The sequence below is a fragment of the Acinetobacter sp. FDAARGOS_724 genome (assembly GCF_013364475.1).
GTDB classification, from domain to species: Bacteria; Pseudomonadota; Gammaproteobacteria; order Pseudomonadales; family Moraxellaceae; genus Acinetobacter; species Acinetobacter variabilis.
In genome coordinates this window covers 843,443-864,210 of record NZ_CP054908.1, presented here as the reverse complement: position 1 = coordinate 864,210, position 20,768 = coordinate 843,443, and the positions used below count along the sequence as shown (strand labels likewise).

16 protein-coding genes and 2 pseudogenes are annotated in these 20,768 nt (G+C 42.5%); 5 read left to right on the top strand and 13 right to left on the bottom strand.

Features of this window, described 5'->3' with window-relative positions:
- Positions 1–174: 174 nt before the first annotated feature.
- The 3 genes from FOC32_RS05400 to FOC32_RS05390 form a co-directional block, all read right to left on the bottom strand.
- Positions 175–1,053, bottom strand: coding sequence for a pirin family protein (locus tag FOC32_RS05400; protein WP_104426721.1), 879 nt, complete (start codon positions 1,051–1,053; stop codon positions 175–177).
- A gap of 245 nt (positions 1,054–1,298) precedes the next feature.
- On the bottom strand, positions 1,299–1,862 hold the full coding sequence (gene ahpC / locus FOC32_RS05395; protein WP_005232609.1) for an alkyl hydroperoxide reductase subunit C: 564 nt from the start codon (positions 1,860–1,862) through the stop codon (positions 1,299–1,301).
- A 151-nt stretch (positions 1,863–2,013) separates the two neighbouring features.
- On the bottom strand, positions 2,014–2,658 hold the full coding sequence (locus tag FOC32_RS05390; RefSeq protein ID WP_104426722.1) for a TetR/AcrR family transcriptional regulator: 645 nt from the start codon (positions 2,656–2,658) through the stop codon (positions 2,014–2,016).
- A gap of 137 nt (positions 2,659–2,795) precedes the next feature.
- On the opposite strand from FOC32_RS05390, the gene FOC32_RS05385 reads away from it, so the two are divergent.
- Entirely contained in the window at positions 2,796–3,209 is a 414-nt protein-coding gene (locus FOC32_RS05385; RefSeq protein WP_104426723.1) for a hotdog fold domain-containing protein, read from the top strand.
- A 120-nt stretch (positions 3,210–3,329) separates the two neighbouring features.
- Here FOC32_RS05385 and ssb read toward each other — a convergent pair whose 3' ends face one another.
- From ssb to FOC32_RS05370, 3 genes and pseudogenes are all read right to left on the bottom strand, one after another.
- Positions 3,330–3,914, bottom strand: coding sequence for a single-stranded DNA-binding protein (gene ssb, locus FOC32_RS05380; protein ID WP_104426724.1), 585 nt, complete (start codon positions 3,912–3,914; stop codon positions 3,330–3,332).
- Between the two features lie 51 nt (positions 3,915–3,965).
- Entirely contained in the window at positions 3,966–5,330 is a 1,365-nt protein-coding gene (locus FOC32_RS05375) for an MFS transporter (protein WP_034170221.1), read from the bottom strand.
- A gap of 124 nt (positions 5,331–5,454) precedes the next feature.
- Positions 5,455–6,306: pseudogene (locus FOC32_RS05370) on the bottom strand (RNA-guided endonuclease InsQ/TnpB family protein); the annotation flags it as partial.
- Positions 6,307–6,383: 77 nt separating this feature from the next.
- Here FOC32_RS05370 and FOC32_RS05365 point away from each other — a divergent pair.
- A protein-coding gene (locus FOC32_RS05365; RefSeq protein WP_100834114.1) for an IS3-like element ISAba14 family transposase occupies positions 6,384–7,528 on the top strand; the annotation gives its coding sequence in 2 pieces (ribosomal slippage) (positions 6,384–6,648 and positions 6,648–7,528; 1,146 coding nt in all).
- 42 nt (positions 7,529–7,570) lie between these two features.
- On the opposite strand, the pseudogene FOC32_RS05360 reads toward FOC32_RS05365, so the two are convergent.
- The 3 genes and pseudogenes from FOC32_RS05360 to FOC32_RS05350 form a co-directional block, all read right to left on the bottom strand.
- A pseudogene (locus FOC32_RS05360) lies at positions 7,571–7,798 on the bottom strand (RNA-guided endonuclease TnpB family protein); the annotation flags it as partial.
- A 52-nt stretch (positions 7,799–7,850) separates the two neighbouring features.
- Complete coding sequence (locus FOC32_RS05355) at positions 7,851–8,879, bottom strand: transposase (RefSeq protein WP_080633168.1); 1,029 nt, start codon at positions 8,877–8,879, stop codon at positions 7,851–7,853.
- 207 nt (positions 8,880–9,086) lie between these two features.
- Complete coding sequence (locus FOC32_RS05350; protein WP_004781554.1) at positions 9,087–10,178, bottom strand: DUF475 domain-containing protein; 1,092 nt, start codon at positions 10,176–10,178, stop codon at positions 9,087–9,089.
- 222 nt (positions 10,179–10,400) lie between these two features.
- Between FOC32_RS05350 and tenA the strand changes: the two genes are divergently transcribed.
- Both tenA and uvrA read left to right on the top strand, forming a co-directional pair.
- Positions 10,401–11,072 (top strand): thiaminase II, encoded by a 672-nt coding sequence (gene tenA, locus FOC32_RS05345; protein ID WP_104426725.1) that lies wholly within the window; start codon positions 10,401–10,403, stop codon positions 11,070–11,072.
- A gap of 293 nt (positions 11,073–11,365) precedes the next feature.
- Positions 11,366–14,197 carry an excinuclease ABC subunit UvrA gene (gene uvrA, locus FOC32_RS05340; RefSeq protein WP_004781551.1) on the top strand — a complete coding sequence of 944 codons (2,832 nt, stop codon included), beginning with the start codon at positions 11,366–11,368 and terminating at the stop codon, positions 14,195–14,197.
- Positions 14,198–14,271: 74 nt separating this feature from the next.
- Here uvrA and FOC32_RS17000 read toward each other — a convergent pair whose 3' ends face one another.
- The 3 genes from FOC32_RS17000 to FOC32_RS05330 all read right to left on the bottom strand — a co-directional run bounded on the left by FOC32_RS17000 (position 14,272) and on the right by FOC32_RS05330 (position 16,575).
- The gene (locus tag FOC32_RS17000; RefSeq protein WP_228761281.1) at positions 14,272–14,520 is read right to left on the bottom strand and encodes a hypothetical protein; all 249 of its coding nucleotides are present in this window, start codon (positions 14,518–14,520) and stop codon (positions 14,272–14,274) included.
- Positions 14,521–14,528: 8 nt separating this feature from the next.
- Complete coding sequence (locus FOC32_RS16995; RefSeq protein WP_228761280.1) at positions 14,529–14,738, bottom strand: HIT family protein; 210 nt, start codon at positions 14,736–14,738, stop codon at positions 14,529–14,531.
- Positions 14,739–14,865: 127 nt separating this feature from the next.
- Positions 14,866–16,575: a sensor domain-containing diguanylate cyclase gene (locus FOC32_RS05330; RefSeq protein WP_175966584.1), complete on the bottom strand. Its 1,710-nt coding sequence runs from the start codon at positions 16,573–16,575 to the stop codon at positions 14,866–14,868.
- 1,125 nt (positions 16,576–17,700) lie between these two features.
- On the opposite strand from FOC32_RS05330, the gene omp33-36 reads away from it, so the two are divergent.
- Entirely contained in the window at positions 17,701–18,594 is an 894-nt protein-coding gene (gene omp33-36 / locus FOC32_RS05325) for a porin Omp33-36 (protein WP_175968158.1), read from the top strand.
- 63 nt (positions 18,595–18,657) lie between these two features.
- On the opposite strand, the gene FOC32_RS05320 is transcribed toward omp33-36, so the two are convergent.
- On the bottom strand, positions 18,658–20,622 hold the full coding sequence (locus FOC32_RS05320) for a BCCT family transporter (RefSeq protein WP_175966582.1): 1,965 nt from the start codon (positions 20,620–20,622) through the stop codon (positions 18,658–18,660).
- Positions 20,623–20,768 lie beyond the last annotated feature (146 nt).

The window sequence follows — 20,768 nt, the reverse complement described above, 5'->3', positions numbered from 1 at the left end:
GTTTACAAAGACTGCGAAATACCCTATAATATGCAGCATAAGAAAGAGATAAATTCATAGAGATAAACAAAATGAATTTATTTCAGAAACTCGTAAAAACGACAAGAAATTCCAGCGCATTAGAAAAAAAGCCTCTGCTTGTGCAGAGGCTTCTTTGTTTTAAGACTGCCTGTATTATTCGGCCTGTACCACGATTTCACCAAATTTACCCTGATTAAAATCTTGAAATGCCTGAATAATTTCTTCCTTGGTATTCATCACAAATGGGCCATAGCCTTGAATAGGTTCATTCAGCGGCTCACCGGTCAAGAGCAGAAATTTAGTGTCCTGATAGGCCTGTAGCTGAATTTCAGGATCATCATCGCGCGCAAACATGACAATAGAGCTATCCAGGACTTTTTGACTGCCATTTACCATCTGCTCACCCGCCAGTACAACCAGCAAAGCATTATGTCCGGTAGGCACATGCAACGTAGTTTCATACTCCGCTTTTAGCTCGCCGTCCCAGACATTTACCGGACTAAAGGTATGTGCTGGCCCATGATGGCCTCCGAACTCTCCGGCAATCACCCGAATATGTCCTGCGCCTTCATCCATTTCAATCCGTGGAATCTCAGCTGCAGCAATGGCCTGATAACGTGGCGCGGTCATTTTGTCTTTAGCTGGCAAATTGACCCAGAGTTGAACCATTTCAAACAGGCCACCCTTTTGAGCAAAATCTGGAGAATGAAATTCTTCATGCACTACACCTGCGCCTGCGGTCATCCACTGTACATCACCGGTCTGTATCGTACCGCCACCGCCACTGGAGTCCTGGTGGGTCACTGCACCCTGATAAGCCAAGGTTACAGTTTCAAAACCACGATGCGGATGCGAACCTACACCATGCTGCTCAGTAGTCGATGCAAAATGATACGGCGCTGCATAGTCCAGCAGTAGAAATGGACTAATGGCCTGCCCCAGACGATCATAAGAAAACAGGTTTTTCACCGGGAAGCCGTCACCGACCCAGTGCATGTTTTGATTACGGTAAACACCAATAATTTTTTTCATCTTTTACTCCTATACACAATAGGATCAACATGCAGCCATTTTAAGCTTTATCAGCAGTCATCAATACCGTACTTCTAGAATGCAGTATTTCAAATATAAGACGATTCGACTCTTAGATTTCTGTGTAGCTACTTATAACTTTAGCTTTGCTATAAGACGTTAATTTAGGTAGTCATGAGCAGTAGATAATAAAAAACCCAGCGCTGAGGGCTGGGTTTTTTCAATTTCGATAAAGTGTTATCGAATTAGATTTTACCGACCAGGTCGATTGAAGGAGCAAGAGTCGCTTCACCTTCTTTCCATTTTGCAGGACATACTTCACCTGGATGAGCATGTACATATTGAGCCGCTTTTACTTTACGAAGCAGTTCTTGTGCGTCACGACCGATACCGCCCGCGTTGATTTCAACGATCTGGATTTTACCGTCTGGATCGATCACGAAAGTACCACGGTCCGCCAGACCATCAGCTTCAATCAGAACTTCAAAGTTTTTCGCCAAAGTCCAGGTTGGATCGCCAATCATTGGATACTGGATTTTACCAATTACGTCAGACGTGTCATGCCAAGCTTTGTGCGTGAAGTGCGTGTCTGTAGATACTGAGTAGATTTCTACGCCCAGTTTCTGGAATTCAGCATACTGATCAGCAAGATCGCCTAATTCTGTTGGACAAACAAATGTGAAGTCAGCAGGATAGAAGAATACTACAGACCATTTGCCTTTCATGTCTTGCTCAGACACTTCAATAAATTGGCCATTGTGGTAAGCAGTTGCGTTGAATGGCTTAACTTCAGTATTGATTAAACTCATAAGTCTATTCCTATCTATTCGTGAAAGTGTGTGTTCATTTGATGTAGTTAAGAATACGCAAAAACCACCAACAGGTAAAACCGTAACTTTTCATAAAAACTATCGGTTTTTTAGATTTATAATTCCTTTTATTTTTATCTTTCTGATTTGTTTAATCGATTTTGGCGGCTTCACTTTCTTGAAAATGCTGTATAGATTGCCAGGCCGATTTTGCTAAGGCTGCTGCATAGTATTTAGGGTAGGTTTGAACTCGACCAGATAACCAGCTCCGGCAATAACTTTCAGTGGGTCCAATGATCAGTGACATAAGCAGTTCTAAGGGAACAGCTTGTAATTGCCCGATATCTGCCTGCTGAGCCAGCCATTGTTGTAAGTCCTGATTGCGCTGCTGATTCGACTGCTGCAATTCTTCTCCGAAGTCACTGCTTTGAACTGTATGATGCGCGGCATAAAGAAAGCGGGCAAAATCAGGATACGCTACAACCCAATCGATATAACTCTGAATCACCGCCTGTATACCTCGTTCAATACCCTGAACTTGTGACAAAGCCTGTAAACGCTGCTTCGACTGATCCGTAAGTGCTGCAATATATAGTGCCGCAATGATCCCCTCCTTGTTTTTAAAATGATGGTAGATCGCCCCAATACTGGTATCGGCCTGATCACGAATCATTTCAATCGTAGTCGCAGCAACACCGGTACGCAGAAATTCTGTCAATGCGCATTCCAGAATCTGACGTTTGAGTAAAGCCCGTCTTCCCTTAAGAATCCTTTCCAGCAATTCCATGTTTTGCATTTTTAATATTTAAATCCTCTCTATTTTTAAAAGCAGGCTGGCAACCTGATGTCTGGTTTTTGTCAGATGTGCCAATACAGAATAATATTCTGTATGAGAATATTATTCTGATTAAAATAATATACAGGAAGTTATAGATGAGCCAAGCCCTAAAAATCTGGAACAGCTTAGAAAATAAGCCAGCCGGTAAGTATCTTTTTTCTAAATTACTTTGTCTAAAAGCACCCTATTTCGGCAGTATTTCTCCACTGTTTGAAGATTTAAAGCCTGGATATTGCGCAGTGAGCATTAAGAAACATCGTGCCGTGCTGAATCATTTAGGCACTGTACACGCGATTGCCATGTGCAATATGGCTGAACTGGCAGGCGGCACCATGACCGATGCAACCGTTCCAAAGACCCATCGCTGGATTCCCAAGGGTATGCAGGTCAAATATGTCAAAAAAGCTACCACTGACCTAGTTGCGATTGCAACACCCGCCGAGCCTAACTTTATATGGAATGAAGGCAGCGATTATCTGGTCAATGTAGAAATTAAAGATATTGCATAAGAAGTCGTGTTCCGGGCGGTGATCACCATGTGGGTTTCAGTGAAAAAATAGAAGAATCCAGATATGAAAAACCCGCCAAATGGCGGGTTTTGTTGATGATTTACCTTTCTAATATCGGGATTAAAATGGAAGATCATCATCCAGATCGGCTGCCGGTGCTGCTACTGGAGCAGGTGTAGACTTCGGCGCATAACCACCCTGGTTATTTTGGTTATTGTTGCCATAACCACTGCCTTGATTATTGTTAAAACCGCCTTGCTGAGGCGCTGAGCCATAACCACCTTGTGGATTATTGCTATAACCGCCACCCTGGTTATTGTTATTAAAACGTGGCTGGTTAAACCCGTTATCGCCCTGCTCACCTTGTGGACGACCAGAATCCAGCATTTGCATTTGCTCACCACGGATTTCCGTTGTATAGCGTTCTTGACCGCTTTGATCTGTCCATTGACGGGTACGTAATGAACCTTCGATATAAACTTTAGAACCTTTGCGCAGATATTGCTGTGCAATTTCACCTAAACGGTTATGCAGCACAATACGGTGCCATTCGGTTTGCTCTTTACGTTCGCCCGTATTTTTATCAGTCCATGAATCGCTGGTTGCGATAGAGAATTGAGTGAGAGAACCACCATTTGGGAAAGTTTTGGTCTCAGGATCTCGACCTAAAGTACCAACTAAAATGACCTTATTAACACCACGCATCAGACGTACACTTCCTATTTATTTCTATATTTTACTTTATAAGAGTTATGTTTAAATGGCTACCTCTTTACCTAACAAGTGCGTTAATTGTTGTCGCGAAACATCATCAACCTGCTGTTTATCGACCTTGACAAAGGCGACTTGCTGTTCAGACATGACCACAACCTCTTCAATACCACGAATCGCCAAAAGTTGAGAAGTCCATTCATCTGTTTGTTTACTCTCTGGCAGACGAAGCACGAGCGATGAAAGATAGCGTGGTTGAGCCAACCCAAAACTCATGAGTAGCCAAATTATAGCAATTGCCGATAAAATACTCCAACCGAGCGAAGTGTTGTTGAGTAACAACAATTGTCCACCGATAATCCCGCCAAAAAACGCGCCCAGAAACTGACTACTGGCATTCACGCCCATCGCAGTGGCTTTAGATTGAATCGGGGCTGCTTTGGACAACCATGAGGGCAATAAGGCTTCCATGACGTTAAAGGCAATAAAGAATAAACCTAATCCACCGATCAGCACATATTTGGATTCAAAGCCAAAAATCATGATCAACAGACCCAGAATAATCCCGCCAATCGCTGTCAGGAAAATACTGCGCATCTTGCGATATTTCTCTGCCAGTACAATGCTCGGGAAGGCAAAAAACAGACTGACGACCAGCAGCGGCAGATAGACCCAACCATGGCTCGATAATGGCAGTTCAGCAACTTCAATCAGTTGCGATGGCACATAAATAAACATGGCTGTGAGCAGCAAATGCAGGGTAAATACTGAAATATGCAGACGGTTCAGATCCCCCATTTTCAGGACCTGTTTTAGCTGCTCCAGATAGCCCTGCTGAAAATTTTTATGATGACGGGTAACTTTAGGGACCATCAACAACATCGCAATCGCAGCCAAGCCCATTACGGTGGTCACCCAGAACAGACCGGAAATGCCGACCAGTCCTGTCACCCATGGCCCCATGGTAAAGGCCACCACAAAGGACAGGCCGATACTCATGCCCATCACCGCCATGGCTTTCATGCGGTTTTCTTCGCGGGTCACATCGGCCAGTAAGGCCATTACCACTGCTGAAACTGCTCCACCACCCGCAATCGCACGACCGATGATCACGCCATAAATGGTGTCAGACATTGCAGCAATCGCACCACCTAGAGCGAATAGCAACAAGCCCAAAACCACCAGTGGCTTACGGCTATAGCGGTCTGCAATCAGGCTAAACGGAATCTGTAAAATGGCCTGTGTCAGGCCATAAATACCCACCGCCAGACCAATCAGTGCCGGCGTAGCATATTCATATGACTGCCCTGCTACCGAGAATACAGGGATGATCATAAACAACCCCAGCATGCGCAGTGCGAAAATACTGCTCAGGGCAAAGGTCGAGCGACGTTCTAAGGCATTCATCATAAAGTCTGGCGATCGAGTTAGTTAATCTTGATGCGTAGATTATAGGCCATTCCGCTCAAAGGAATGCATGAATTTTATTTGAAATAAAGATGAGGACTATCTGAAAATTGACATCCTCCCCCAGCTAAAGCAAGGGGATTCCTACTGCTAGACGCTCATGCCCGAGCGCAAGAATATTCAGTGCGGAATTTACATCCCGATCCCATGAGCTACCACACTCACCACACTGCCACTCTCTTATTCCTAAACCTGCTCTACCTTTCGGACTACTGGAGCGTGAGCCACAGCACGAACAAGTTTGGGTGGTATAGGCTTCATTGACTTCTTCATACCATACCCCTGCGTTCTCGCATTTATACTTGAGCATGGTTCTTAGTGTTGTCCAACTGGCATCTAACACAGACTTGGCTAGTTTGGTTTGCGCTAATGCTTTGGCATTCACATTGCCAACGAAGATTGCTGCATGTTCTTTTACTAGTTTATGGCTGAATTGATGCAGCATGTTTTGTCTTACATTTTTAATCTTGGCGTGAATTGCTTTCACTCGTTTTTTATTTTTTGCACGTTGAGCAATACCAAGTTTTTGTTCATATTTCCGATAGATTTGAGGGGCTTTAAGTTTTACACCATCTGAACAAGTGGCTAAATCTTTTAAACCTAAATCTATGCCAATTGAGGTTTTAGCGGTGGTTTTCTCTGTTTTAGCATTGTCAACTACAAGACATACATACCAACGGCCTCGGCTATCTTCAACGAATGAGCCTGTTTTAACCCTGTATTGACTTAAACCGTAACTATCCCATAACTTGAATTGGTGTTTACCATATTGAACACAGCCATCAGCATATTTGATTGCAACCTTTTTAAACGGTATCCAACCTAGTGAACGTCTAGCTGATTTTTTATTACTGACACGCCATTTTAGTTTTGCTTTTTTGAACTGCTTGCGTCTTGTGACCAATTCTTCTGTCACTGCCAGAGATGGATCCGTAAATTTGAACAACTCCTATAAGTGATATTCTGCTCCTCAAATGATGTTATAAACATCAATATATGGAGTATTTTATGGCACGTAGACCAAGAAGAAATCATTCAAATGATTTTAAAGCTAAGGTAGCACTTGCTGCGATTAAAGCAGAAAAAACACTTGCTGAATTGAGTGCTGAATTTGATGTTCATCAAAACCAAATTATTGACTGGAAAAATCAATTGATCTCAGCTTCCTCGCAAGCTTTCGATCAATCAAAAGCTCCATCAGAACCCCCCATTGATCTTAAAAAGTTACATGCAAAAATCGGTGAGCAGGCATTAGAAATTGATTTTTTAGAAGGTGTGTTGAAGAAACTGGGCCGCTTCAACCACAAAAGTTAATCGACGACTCACTTCAGATTTCAGTATCTAAGCAAGCTAAGCTGCTGAAAGTCTCCCGTGGTTGTTATTATTATCGCCCAAAACCTGTTAGCTCATCAGATCTGAAGCTGATGCGATGTATTGATGAATTACATATGCAATATCCTTTTGCAGGCAGTCGTATGATGCGTGATTTGTTGAATCGTCAAGGGCATCATATAGGACGACGTCATACACGTACTTTAATGAAGAAAATGGGTATTCAGGCGTTATATTGCAAACCAAATTTAAGCCAGGCTAATCAAGCTCACCGTAAATATCCATATCTGCTCAAAGGGTTGGCTATTCAGCGCAGTAATCAAGTGTGGTCTACGGATATAACGTATATCCCTATGGCAAAAGGCTTTGTTTATTTATGTGCTGTGATTGATTGGCATAGCCGCAAGGTACTTGCGCATAGGGTATCGATTAGTATGGAGGTGGATTTTTGTATTTCGGTTTTAAATGAAGCGATTGAAAAATATGGATCACCTGAAATATTGAATACAGACCAAGGCAGTCAGTTCACCAGTGATGCATTTATTGATGTATTGAAATCAAATGGCATTCAAATCAGTATGGATGGTAAAGGTCGATGGGTAGATAATGTGATGGTTGAACGATTATGGCGGAGCGTTAAATATGAAGAGGTGTATCTCAAAGCTTATAGCAGTGTCACAGATGCGAAAAAGCAATTAAGTGCATATTTTGAGTTTTATAATTTGAAACGACCTCATTCGAGTCTAGACAAAATGACACCAAATGAGTTTTACTATGATCAGCTACCCCAACAAAACAAGGTGGCTTAACTAGAGCGGAATATCACTTATAAATACGCTTTTAGTTGTTCAAACAAGTGGGACCACCTCTGCCTGAATAGTTTGACTGTGCAAGTTGCATTCTTTCGATGTGCCTTTCGTGTATTTTGCAATATCGTATGCTGAAAAGAATTGTTGTTTTTTTTGAAGATGTTTAAAACACAAATCATTGACATAATTCCAAACAAAATTTACTTCGGATGCTAACTGATTTAGCACCTTGCAATGTTTGTCTTTTATGCGTAATTTGAGTGTCTTCATCCAATTATTTTAACAGTATTTTTCTTAATAGTGACTTAGGACTTACGCACTATTACTTATAGATTCTCTGTGGTAGCAGATGATTTTTATCGAGAATAAAGTCATCAATGAAGTTTTTGATAATTGGTCTAAATAATTTCTTCTGCCAACGATATATATTTTCAAAGATCCGCTCAAACTGGTTCTTTTGTATCTCAACGTAGGCCATCAAGGCTGAAAAAATATGATTCAAAATCAGTTTAGATCGTCTTACTTGAAACTTTTCAATATGACAAACCTGTTTAATCACCCGGTGATATTGCTCTATTTTCCAATGACTTGAATGTAATTCATGAAAACCTTCAAAGGACAATAAATCATCTTCATCTTGATGCACAATATAAAACCTCTGCTGTTCTTTTAACTGAGTCTTAAATAATTGTACAAAGCCAAAATCTTTGAGCCAGACCACTTGACCCTGATGGAAATCTGGCAATAAACGCAGTTGAAACCATTGTCCTTTTTCTGGGGAAACCTTACGGTTACAGTCGATACCAAACATAAATCGAATACCATATTTTCTTATGGTTTTTAGATTTCCAGTCGATGAATACCAACTATCACCTGTAATAAATTGAATCTTTGCACCCCAACTGAGTACTTCACTTAACATATCCATAAAGTAATCATTCTTGGTTTTACTTTCAGATTTGTCATAAATTCGGAAATTAATTGGAATGTTTTGACCATTTTGATCTGTCGCATACAAGGTAATGAGATTAATACCCTTGACGGATCGGTGGTGTTTGCCTGACCAAAAATAGCTAACCAAGTCCATATGTTGACTATATGGTTTATCTAAAACAGTATCATCAATACTGACTATAAGTTTATTATTATCAATATGTTGAATTGATTCTTGATATAGGTCGTGAGGTGTGTAGTCTTCACGCTCTAGAAAGCGATTTACACTATCATGCGAGATATTATAAGTCTCGGCAAGTTGTGTGCAGCTAATAGAGTTCGGTTCTGTCATGAGAAAGCCCATATAAATGGGTAATGTACAAGTTGCTGTAGAAGCATGTTTAATTCGTCTGATCACAGATACTTTATAAAGTATTTTAATACTTTTTTGAATCCGTCAATGCGTAAGTCCTATGACTATAGTACAAGTATTTAAAACGACATTTCGTGTCGTTCATGTGGTTTACTCCAGTCGCTTATATCCTCGTGCTGAACCACGAGGTTTTACGCTCCAATGGATAAAAAAGCGTAGCCGGAGCTACGCTTCTGTTCAGCGATCACGGGGCTATTTGCCTGCTTTTAATAACTGACGCTTGGTATATTGAATCGAAGCAATGACTGCCCAGATAATGAAAGCTACACCGATCAGACCGGTCACTACTTCAGGGATATGCACACCGGTACTGCTTGCCAGCATGATAAATGCCAGAGCACCAATCGCATAGTGCGCGCCATGTTCCAGATAGATATAGGCATCCAGCGTGCCTTTATCGACCAGGTAAATGGTCATCGAACGCACAAACATCGCACCGATGGCCAAGCCCAACATGATGATCACCACGTCAGACGTAATCGCAAAGGCACCGATTACACCGTCAAAACTGAAAGATGCATCGAGTACTTCTAGGTAAAGGAAACCACCAAAGCCGGCTTTCACCACGCCAGTCGGTACGCCTTCAGCATCATGACGAACGGCGTTGCCCTCTTCGTCTACTTCCGGTTCCCCACCTAACATATGGCTTAGGACCTGTACCCCGATATAAATCACGATCCCCCAGATCCCCGCCAGAATAACATCCAGACGTTTCGCTTCTTCGACCTGGAAATCCATGATCAACAAAGCAATCAGGGTAATAAAGACTGACATCGCCGGAACGTTTGCCAGATGTGCCAGACGGCGTTCCAGCATGCGGAACCAGTGGGTATCTTTTTCTTCATCCAGGAAGAAGTTCAAGAATACCAGCATCAGGAAAGCACCACCAAAGGCAGAAATCTCGGCATGATGTGCCATCAGTTTGGCCGAATATTCTTTCGGTGCATTTAAGGCGAGCTGCACCACTTCCATAAAGCCCATATCCGCAGTCACGGCTACAATGACCACCGGGAAAATCAGGCGCATCCCGAAAACTGCAACCAGAATCCCGACCGTCAGGAAAATCATTTTCCAGAAATGATCCCAACCGCGCAGGACGGATGCATTGACAACCGCGTTATCAAACGACAACGACACTTCCATAATCGCCAGAATAGCGGTGATGGTCAGTGCTGTGAACATGGTTTGCAGGCCCGCTTCCGGACCATGGGTAAATCCCCAATAAGCAGACAAACCAAGGCACACGATCGAAAATACGATTGAGAAACCAAAGTGTTTCAACATATATATCGACCTTAGATAAATTTCATTAAATGCATTTCTTTAAATGTAGAGAAATACTAAAACTAAAAGTTGTCCCAATTATGAAACTTTTGCCGCATAAACCAAAGCACTTCCTGAACCATTTTTAGGTATTTTCTGCTTTTCAGATTTGCTGATTTTTTAAACAGATTCATCTTTGCTATAGTGCTGGATGTTTTGACTTCAACTGCTAAGGATTTCAGTATGAGTTTCTCTCAAGACGTATGGCAACGTAATCTCGGACTTTATCAAAAGACATTGGCGCTGCCTTTTAACCAGCAACTGGCGCAGGGAACATTAAGCCGTGAAGCTTTTAGTCATTATGTGATTCAGGATGCGCATTATCTGCTGGCCTATGGCCGTGCGCTGGCGGTGTGTGCAGCCAAAGCTTTTGAAGCAGATGACGTGATCCAGTTTAGTGAAGCCGCTAAAACTGCCATTGTGGTCGAACGTAGCCTGCATGATGGCTTTATGCAGGATTTTGGCATCAGCAAAACCCAATTTGAAAATACACCTTTGACTCTGGCCTGCCATCATTACACCGCTTATTTACAGGCAACGGCCTGGGCAGAAAGTTATCCAGTGGTTCTGGCTGCCCTACTGCCGTGTTTCTGGATCTATGCAGAAGTGGGTAAGGATATTGTCGATAAGGCAGCGCCGAATAATCCGTATCAGGCCTGGATTGATACCTATGCTGGGGAAGATTTTCATACAGCGGTACGCAATGTAATTGCTACTGTAGATCGGGTGGCAGCGCGGGTCGATGCTGATACTCTGGAAAAAATGCATCAGGCCTATACCCATGCAGCACGTCTGGAATGGCTGTTCTGGGATAGTGCTTATGAACAACGCCAATGGCTAGGTCTGGATGATTAATTTTAGTTTCTATTGACTGAGTCCTGTTTAATACAGGGCTTTTTTATTTTTAAGCCAAACCCTAAATGATGGAAAGTGAAGCTAATTTCGATGGAGTTATGCATCATGAAATTTTATCTATTAGATGTTTGGAAAAGAGCAAATCTAATCTACGTTTTCCCCCAGTTGCTTTAGTACTGATCTTTTGACCAATATCCGACACAACTTGACGTTTAAAATACTTTTATTTGCACTTGAACATTTTTCATTCGGTATCATATAAAGGTTTTTGATGAATTTTCTAGGATCATTGCATGAGCCAAAGTCACATCCGTATTCGAGGTGCACGTACCCATAACCTGAAAAATGTGAACCTTGATATTCCACGCGACAAGTTTGTGGTGATTACGGGACTGTCTGGTTCAGGTAAGTCCTCATTGGCATTCGATACGTTATATGCGGAAGGTCAACGTCGTTATGTAGAATCTTTGTCTGCCTATGCGCGTCAATTCCTTTCGCAAATGGAAAAGCCGGAAGTTGATTCGATTGAGGGTTTAAGCCCAGCCATTGCTATCGAACAGAAATCGACTAGCCATAACCCGCGTTCGACTGTAGGTACCATTACCGAAATCTATGACTATTTACGTCTGCTCTATGCACGCGTAGGTACACCTTACTGTCCGGAACACGATCTGCCCATGGTGGCACAGACCGTAACTGAAATGGTCGATGCGGTTAAAGAACTGGAAGAAGGCACTGCGCTGTTATTGTTAGCGCCTGTCGTGCGTGAACGTAAGGGTGAGTACACAGCGTTATTTGAGCAACTGCAAAGCCAAGGCTTTGTGCGTGCACGTGTCGATGGCGAGATCATGGAAATTGATCCGCCACCTGAGTTGGACAAAAAGAAAAAACATACTATTGAAGTCGTGGTTGACCGCTTTAAGGTGCGTGATGATCTCGGTAACCGGATTGCAGAAAGTTTTGAAACTGCGCTGCGTCTCGGTGGAGATATTGCGATTTTGTCCTGGATGAAAGGTGAAAATGATGATCGCGTATTTTCTGCCAAACACTCCTGTCCGGAATGTGACCGCGCTGTGGCAGAACTGGAGCCACGCCTGTTTTCATTTAACAATCCTTTTGGTGCCTGCCCGGTCTGTGATGGTCTGGGTACCCGCAGCCATTTCAGTGCGGACAAACTGATTCCCAATCAGGAAGTTAGTATCAGCCAAGGTGCGATTCGTGGCTGGGATCGTCAGCGTCCGTATTATTATGGCATGCTGCAAAAAGTAGCCGAGCATTTCGGTTTTTCTCTAGAAACGCCTTGGAATGAACTGGATGCCAACACCAAGAAGAAATTCCTTTACGGTACCGGCAAAGAAAAAATTGACCTGAGCTATATTGATGAACGTGGTCGTCGTCATAACCGGGTGATGCCATTTGAAGGTATTTTGCCGCATCTGGAACGCCGTTACCGCGAAACCGAAAGCAATTATGTGCGTGATGATCTGGCGCAGTATCTCTCTAATGCTGCCTGTGATGCTTGTGATGGTTCACGTCTGAATGAAATCTCACGTAATGTGAAAATTCTGGACAAGACCATTGCCGACGTTACCCGCATGTCGATTGGCGATGCCGAGAGCTATTATCAAGGTATTAATCTGGAAGGTGCGCGTGGTGAAATTGCGGACAAGATTTTCAAGGAAATCCGTGAGCGTCTGCACTTCCTGGTATCTGTCGGTCTGAACTATTTGAGCCTGTCCCGTTCTGCTGAAACCCTGTCTGGTGGTGAAGCACAGCGTATCCGTCTGGCCTCACAAATTGGTGCTGGTCTCATGGGCGTGATGTATGTGCTGGATGAACCTTCGATTGGTCTGCATCAGCGTGATAATGATCGCCTGTTACAAACCCTGATTCGTCTACGTGACCTCGGTAATACCGTTTTAGTGGTCGAACATGATGAAGATGCGATTCGTGCCGCTGACCATATTATTGATATTGGTCCGGGTGCCGGTGTGCATGGTGGCCATGTGATTGCAGAAGGAACCTATCAGGAACTCGCTGAAAATAAAGATTCCCTGACCGGTAAATATCTGTCTGGCAAACTGAAAATTGAAGTGCCGAAAAAACGGGTTCAGCCACCAAAACCGGAAGAACAGATCAAATTGATGGGTGCTGCCGGGCATAACCTGAAGAAAGTCGATCTGACCATTCCATTGGGAATCATGACCTGTGTTACCGGTGTTTCAGGTTCTGGAAAATCTACGTTGATTAACCGGACTCTGTTGCCACTGGCAGCGACTCAGCTGAATGGTGCAACCACACTGACTGCCGAGAAGTTTGATTCAATTGATGGTCTGCAATTTCTGGATAAAGTGGTTGATATTGACCAGAGCCCGATTGGTCGTACGCCACGTTCGAACCCAGCAACTTATACCGGTTTGTTTACTCCAATTCGTGAACTGTTTTCACAGACTCCGGAAGCCAAAGCGCGTGGTTATACCGCTGGCCGTTTCTCGTTTAACGTGAAAGGCGGACGCTGTGAGGCCTGTGAAGGTGATGGCATGATTAAGGTAGCGATGCACTTTCTGCCGGATATGTATGTGCCGTGTGACGCCTGTCATGGCAAGCGTTATAACCGTGAAACGCTGGAAGTGAACTACAAAGGCAAGAATATTTCTGATGTATTGCAGATGACCGTTGAAGATGCCATGCATTTCTTTGATGCGATTCCAGTGATTCATCGTCGTCTGGAAACCTTGCATCAGGTCGGTCTGGGTTATATCCGTTTGGGTCAGTCAGCGACGACCCTTTCTGGTGGTGAAGCGCAGCGCGTGAAACTGGCACGTGAGCTGGCCAAACGGGATACCGGCAAAACCCTGTATGTACTGGATGAGCCAACCACTGGTCTGCATTTCCATGATATTGCCAAGCTGCTGGACATCCTGCATGAGCTACGTAATAAAGGGAATACCATTGTGGTGATTGAACATAACCTGGATGTGATCAAGACTGCAGACTGGGTGGTAGATCTTGGCCCTGAAGGTGGTGCGGGTGGCGGTATGATTATCGCGGAAGGTACTCCTGAAGATGTTGTGAAAGTTAAGGCTTCACATACAGGGAAATTCTTAAAGCCGTTATTGAAGTAATTTTATTCTCTCCACCCCTCCTTTTTCAAAGGAGGGAGTGCCCCTTTTTTTAGAAGAGGGGCTTTTATTTTTGACTATGCGATTGAGCGAATATTTTCAGCCAATTGTGCCAGCGTTTGATCATCCGCCCTTCGAGCATCATGTGATGAAATATATCCCTCATAAGCATCAAAATACTTATCGATCGAAGAATTAATTGGCTGCCAGTTTTCATGGGTATTTTTAGTCTGATGTATTGGAAATAGCTTTGCATGCACATGATCGACACCAAATCCCTCGAACACCATTGCTGTTCGGCCAACATCATCAAAATAACGATCCAATTTTAGGGCTACCTGCTTGGTATATAAACCAGATTTTTCAGCACCTGGTCACTCAGTTCAAAGGCATAGCTGGAATAATGCTGTTTTGGAATCACTACGCTTGCGCCTAATGTATTGGGAAATATAGTAAGAAATGCCATAAAATCATCATTTTCATCGATTAAATGACATGGCAATTCCCCTTTTACCATTTGACAGAAAATACAATTTTTACTCATTTTAAGATCCCCTAAATTTTTATATTTTTTAAAAATTTCAGTGAAATTTACTTTATTTTTTAACAATATAAACTATAAAAGTTATGACTCTTCAGAATATTTAGCTTAAAAAATTCAGTTAACTGGCTTAAACCTCAGCCACGACATTGCGTCCTTTCGCTTTAGCCTTAAATAGCGCCTCATCGGCCTGTTCCAGTAACGCAATCCATGACTCTGCGCCAATCGCCACCCCAATACTCACCGATACATGAATATCTTCATCAGCTGAGGTCAGAATAAAATGCTCAGCGACTTCAGTCCGGATTTTATTCGCCAGCATGAAAGCATGCTGCATCTCGATATTTTCAATCAGGACCAGAAATTCGTCTCCGCCATAGCGAACCAGTAGATCCGAAGCTCGAATATTGGCTTTTAAGCGCTCTGCAACCAGCTGAATGACCTGATCACCAATAACATGCCCATATTGATCATTCACCTGTTTGAAGTGATCCATATCAATAATCATCAGGCAGGTTCGCTTAAACTGGGTCGGATGCGTTTCCATAAAACGGATATATTCATCGAGCGCAAAACGGTTAGCCAGTCCGGTCAGGGAATCGGAATGGGCAATATTTTTCAGTCGAAACTCTAATGCTTCACGCTCTTGCAGCATGTGCTGCAGTTTTTGAATTGCTGTAAATAAGGATTCAGTAGGCCGGTCTGTTTTTAGTTTTGATTGTGCTTGCTTCCGTTCAGATCCAGTAGACAAATCAAATAAAATTTTACGTGCGCGAATTAAAGAAATAAAGATGCGTTTACGCGCAAAAATCATGGTCAAAATTGCCGTAATCAGGGAAATTCCAGATAAGGCCACCGTCCAGATCAAATGATTCAGACTGTGGCGCATTTCCTTAATCGCCACATCTTTGGTGTATTGCAGTAAATAGTTCTGCAAATCAATCACTGTTGTAAATTTATCTACAATGGCTTCAGTCAGCTGAGTTCCAGTTAAATAATAAGGACGCTGTTGTCGACTATCTTCAATCAGTCGCTCCACAATCGGTAAACCTTGCTGAATAAATTCAGTACCGACCCGTTGATGTAAACGAATAAATTCATCGGTTTTGTCCTGAACAGGCTGTAGCGTATCAATAATATCCCAGAGGTAGCGTACCTGATGCTGGACCTGCAAGGAACGGGTAATGTTTTGCTCTGGAATCTGGGTTCCAAATGTCACATGTGCCATAACATTTGACGCTACCCGACCCGATTGATCCCTGACATCAGATAAAAATAGGATTTCACTCATGTAATTATCCAAACGGGCAGATGGCGTAGCAGAGGCAATCACTACCCCTTTCAGAATTTTACGACTACTATCCCAGGCACTAAACATGGCAAGAATGGCCTGATCCATTTCCTGTGCAGTACGTTCCGGGCGAGGTATCTGAGTATAGAGATCGACCTGCTTACGCCCATATTGCAGACTAGGCTTTAACTCAGATAAAAGTTGCTGGCTTAGGTGATTAAAACCGACCTGATCGAGTGCCTGAGCTGTCATCTGCATCTGTTGATCGACTTCCTGACGGTAATCGCTTAACTCCTGCTGATATTTGACAAATTCCTCAACCGAACTGGACATAACTTTGTTGGCGGGTGCCCGTTCACGGGAGATCTTATTGGCGAGATCGGTGGCCTGTTGTAAGGCATCAAGCTGCTGATAGGTTTGTTTTGATTTTAAATAATGTTGACTACTATCAATAATCAAGGGAATACAAATACACAATAAACATAAAATAATGATCGACATCGACCAGTACAGATGTTTGCTGATTTTCTCAGAGCGCAAAGTATTCATCTTGATTTTTAGTCCTTCACATCAATCAAGGACTCCCCATCTAATAGTAGATAGATTATACAAATAAACGTCTGCTCATCATCAATATTTCTTCCCAATTACGTTGATTTTCAGAAGGTTTTTCTTATGTTCTTAAAGGTTTTAGCTCTTTATATTTTCAGGATTTTCTATCTGTTATCACTAAAACATAAATAGGAATGAAAATTTCATAATTTAAAATATAAGAAAATTAAAAAACTCGCTTTCTGAACTATTTACACATGCAACAATTAGGTGCATAATGCACCGCATTAGGGCGAGTTAAATTATTCCTCAGCAGATTTTTTGATTTACCCGCAAATTTTGGCGAAAAAACCTCAATTCTTTATAGAAATTGAGGTTTTTTTTTGCAATTTTATAGAACAAGGCTATTTTTAAATTGACTTAATGCACCATTAAGGTGCATTAAAGAATCATCTTTGACGGCTTTCTATACTCGATTTTTAATTTTCTTTTTATGAAGTAATCAGCGAAATGAGGCTTCCAAAAAATTCAGGCAAAAAAAAGCCCAACCTTGGGGAAAGCTGGGCGATAAAACAAAAAATTGTGGAGAATCAGGCTAAATCACTATGAAAGTGTGAACTCTAACTTGATTTTCATATTATGTAAAATTCCCCCAAAAATGTAAAGTCGATTGCTTCAGTCAAGATTATAAAACATGCCCATCTAGCTCAAAAAACAGACATTCATTCTGAAGCTCGAGCTGATTATGCTCTAAAATTAAGCAATCCAGTCAAGACATGTTGCGCCAGACATCTTGCACTTCTTGACACATTTATGAATTAGCTCACCGATTATTAATTGTTTTAATAGATTATTAAATTAAAATTGATCGTACTAAGTGATTTAAATAATCACACAATTTCTCCTTAATTTTTAGTCAAAATCTATATTTAAATTCTAGCTTTTTGTTATACAAGAGTTTTTATCTAAAATGGCTTCCGAGCCTGATACTTGAATTTTACACAAAATTAATACAATGATTTAGCTTAAAAAAATAGCGATTTCGAATTGGATTGACTTAATAAATTGTCACAATACAATACGTTCCTGTTGTACATCTTTTGTAACAAAATGGTAAATATCATGAAAAAACTCGGTTTAGCCACTGCTTTATTATTAGCCATGACCGGTGCTCAAGCATATCAATTCGAAGTTCAAGGTCAGTCAGAGTACATCGACAACACTGCGAATGACAAAGACTTCACTGGCGCTGTTCAAGGTACTTACTACTTCAAAGATGTAGACGCTTCTAAAGGCCCTTTAGCTGAAGCTGCTTTCATCAACCAGGCATCTAATGTTTCTGCTGCTTATACATACGGCGAAAACGGACAAGAATTTGGTAATCGTACTGTACACCACACTTTTGGTGCAAAAGGTGAAGCTTACATCCCAACTAAAGTTGTTCCTGCTTATGCGAGCGCTTCTTATAGCCATACCATCACTGATAACAAAGCTGGTAACCCAGATGACAATGGCGACCGTTATGCATTAGAAGTAGGTGTACTTCCTATTCCTAACTTCCTGGTAGCTGTAGGTTACACAAGCGTTGCAGACCAAACTTCTTATGACGCTTTTAACATGTTCAACAATGGCGTTGCTAAAGCTGCTATTGAGTCTCAAACAATCGCTGAAGACCAAGATGCAATCACTGCTCGTACTAAATATGTAGGCGCAATTGACGGCACTAACATGTCACTTGGCTTCGAAAGCGGCTTGGTTTATGGTGAAGATACTGCTTACAATCTAGGTACTACTTTGTACATCAACCCTAAATTAAGCGTTGGTGCATCTTATATGGAATCTAGCTACGCTAACTCTCCAGACAAAGCTTGGGGCGCAAACGTAAACTACTTCATCACTCCAGCAGTTGCTGTAGGTGCTAGTTATGTGAACTCAAACTACGAAGCAAATCTTGCTCAAAATGCTGTAGTTCGTGATACACAAACTGTAGGCTTAAATGCTAAATTCCGTTTCTAATTTCTGAATTAGTGACTGAATAAAAAAAGGACGCTGATGCGTCCTTTTTATTGGATCAAATATTTATTCTGGAGAACGGACCAGACTTAAAAAGTGCAGATGACGTTCATATTGGTCAATGATGTCCTGGATTAAATCTTCCTGAGTCCATTCCATCACATCATAATTTTGCCCCCCTTCCCTTAAAAAGACTTCTGCCTGATAAGACTGCGGAGAATCTGCATCCGGCATAAAGCTCGGTGCTAAAGTTTGGGTAGCAATGACCTGATAAATGAAGTTCATTTCATTCTGATGATCGACACGTAACTCGATCCCATCTTCCAGTTTAAAGATTTTCACCTGGATGTGACGACGCTTCAGTTCAGCCTGAAAACTGTTATAGGCTTTGCTGACCACCGTATCAATATAATCACGTACTTCATCATGCGTATGCGGATAATGCATAATTAAACCGAGTCGCTGTTGCCAGCTACGCGGGTTCTGAATGGCTCGTGGGGTAATGCGTGCAGCTTGTAGCGCATGCATTTTCGTTACATCCAGATGCAGGGCCTTAATCAGTCCCCAGCAAATCAGCAGCATAATGAATGTGAACGGTAAGGCACTCATAATCGTAGCCGACTGCAAGGCTTCCAGCCCGCCTGCCAGCAACAGAATGATGGCCAATAAAGCCATTAACACGGTCCAGAACAGACGCTGCCAGGTCGGTGAATTCTCGGTTTTAGCAGTGAGATAATCCGTGACTAATGATCCTGAATCTGCTGAAGTGACAAAGAACAGAATAACCAATACCGTAGCGATAATACTGGTGACTGAATTAAATGGCAGATTACCTAAAAATTCGAACAGCGCTACAGAGGAGTCACGTTGTACTGCTTCAAGCAGATTGGTATTGGCTTCATGCATGATGCTGAATAATGCAGCATTACCCATAAAGCCCATCCAGATCAGGGTAAATCCGGTAGGAATCAGTAGAACCCCAACAATAAACTCGCGGATACTGCGGCCTTCGGATACTCGGGCAATAAACATCCCGACAAATGGCGACCAGGAAATCCACCAGGCCCAATACATAATGGTCCAGCCACCAATCCAGCCACTAGGCTGATAGGCATACAGATTAAAGGTCATGCTAAACAGATTAGAGACATACTGGCCGGCATTTTGGATGGTGGTCTGCAGAAGATAGATGCTTGGACCGGCAACAAAAACAAAGATGAGTAGCAGTAAGGCAAGCAGCAGATTCAGTTCAGCTAGGCGTTTGATGCCCTTATTCAAACCAAAAAATACGGACATTGATGCCATTACAGTGACGGCAATAATCAAAATGACCTGAGTACTGGGGGTCTGCTCAACTCCAAATAGGTAATTCAGACCCGAATTAATCTGAGTCACCCCAAAACCTAAAGTTGTCGCAACCCCAAATACTGTCCCTAAGGTGGCAAAAGTATCTACCCCGTCTCCGATTGGGCCATGAATCCGGTTGCCGATCAGTGGATATAAGGCGGAGCGAACTTTTAAAGGCAGATTATGTCGATACGCAAAATAGGCCAATGACAGACCCACAATGGTGTAAATCGCCCAGGCATGCAGGCCCCAGTGGAAGAAAGTCACGCGAATAGCTTGCTGCGCGGCCAGTACAGTTTCTGGTTCACCAGCAGGCGGTGTGACATAATGCATAACCGGTTCTGCAACACCGAAAAACATCAGGCCGATCCCCATGCCTGCGGTAAACAGCATGGCAAACCAGGATGCCTGGCTGTATTTTGGCTGACTATGGTCGGGCCCGAGTTTGATTTTCCCCATATCAGACAGGGCAATATAAATCAGGACAATCAGAAAGATCGCCACGGAGAGGACGTAAAACCAGCTAAATGAAGTGGTAATCCACGCATTCATTTGCTTGGTCAACAGGTCAAATGAATCAGGTGCCAGTATTACCAGTCCCAAAAAAATGGCGATAATCACCACTGTACTAATGAAGACATTCGGATTGATATTGGCAAACCAGGATGAAGGTTTGGAAGGCATAGATCCCCCATTTTTTTAATAGATTGAATGCCGGGAGGCTTGAATCATTATTGATAAGTAAAAACATTCTGATCGAGAGAATTACGATCAAAGATACGTTTTGGACCTTAAGATTTTAAAATATTCAGGAAAATAAAGCCGTTAAG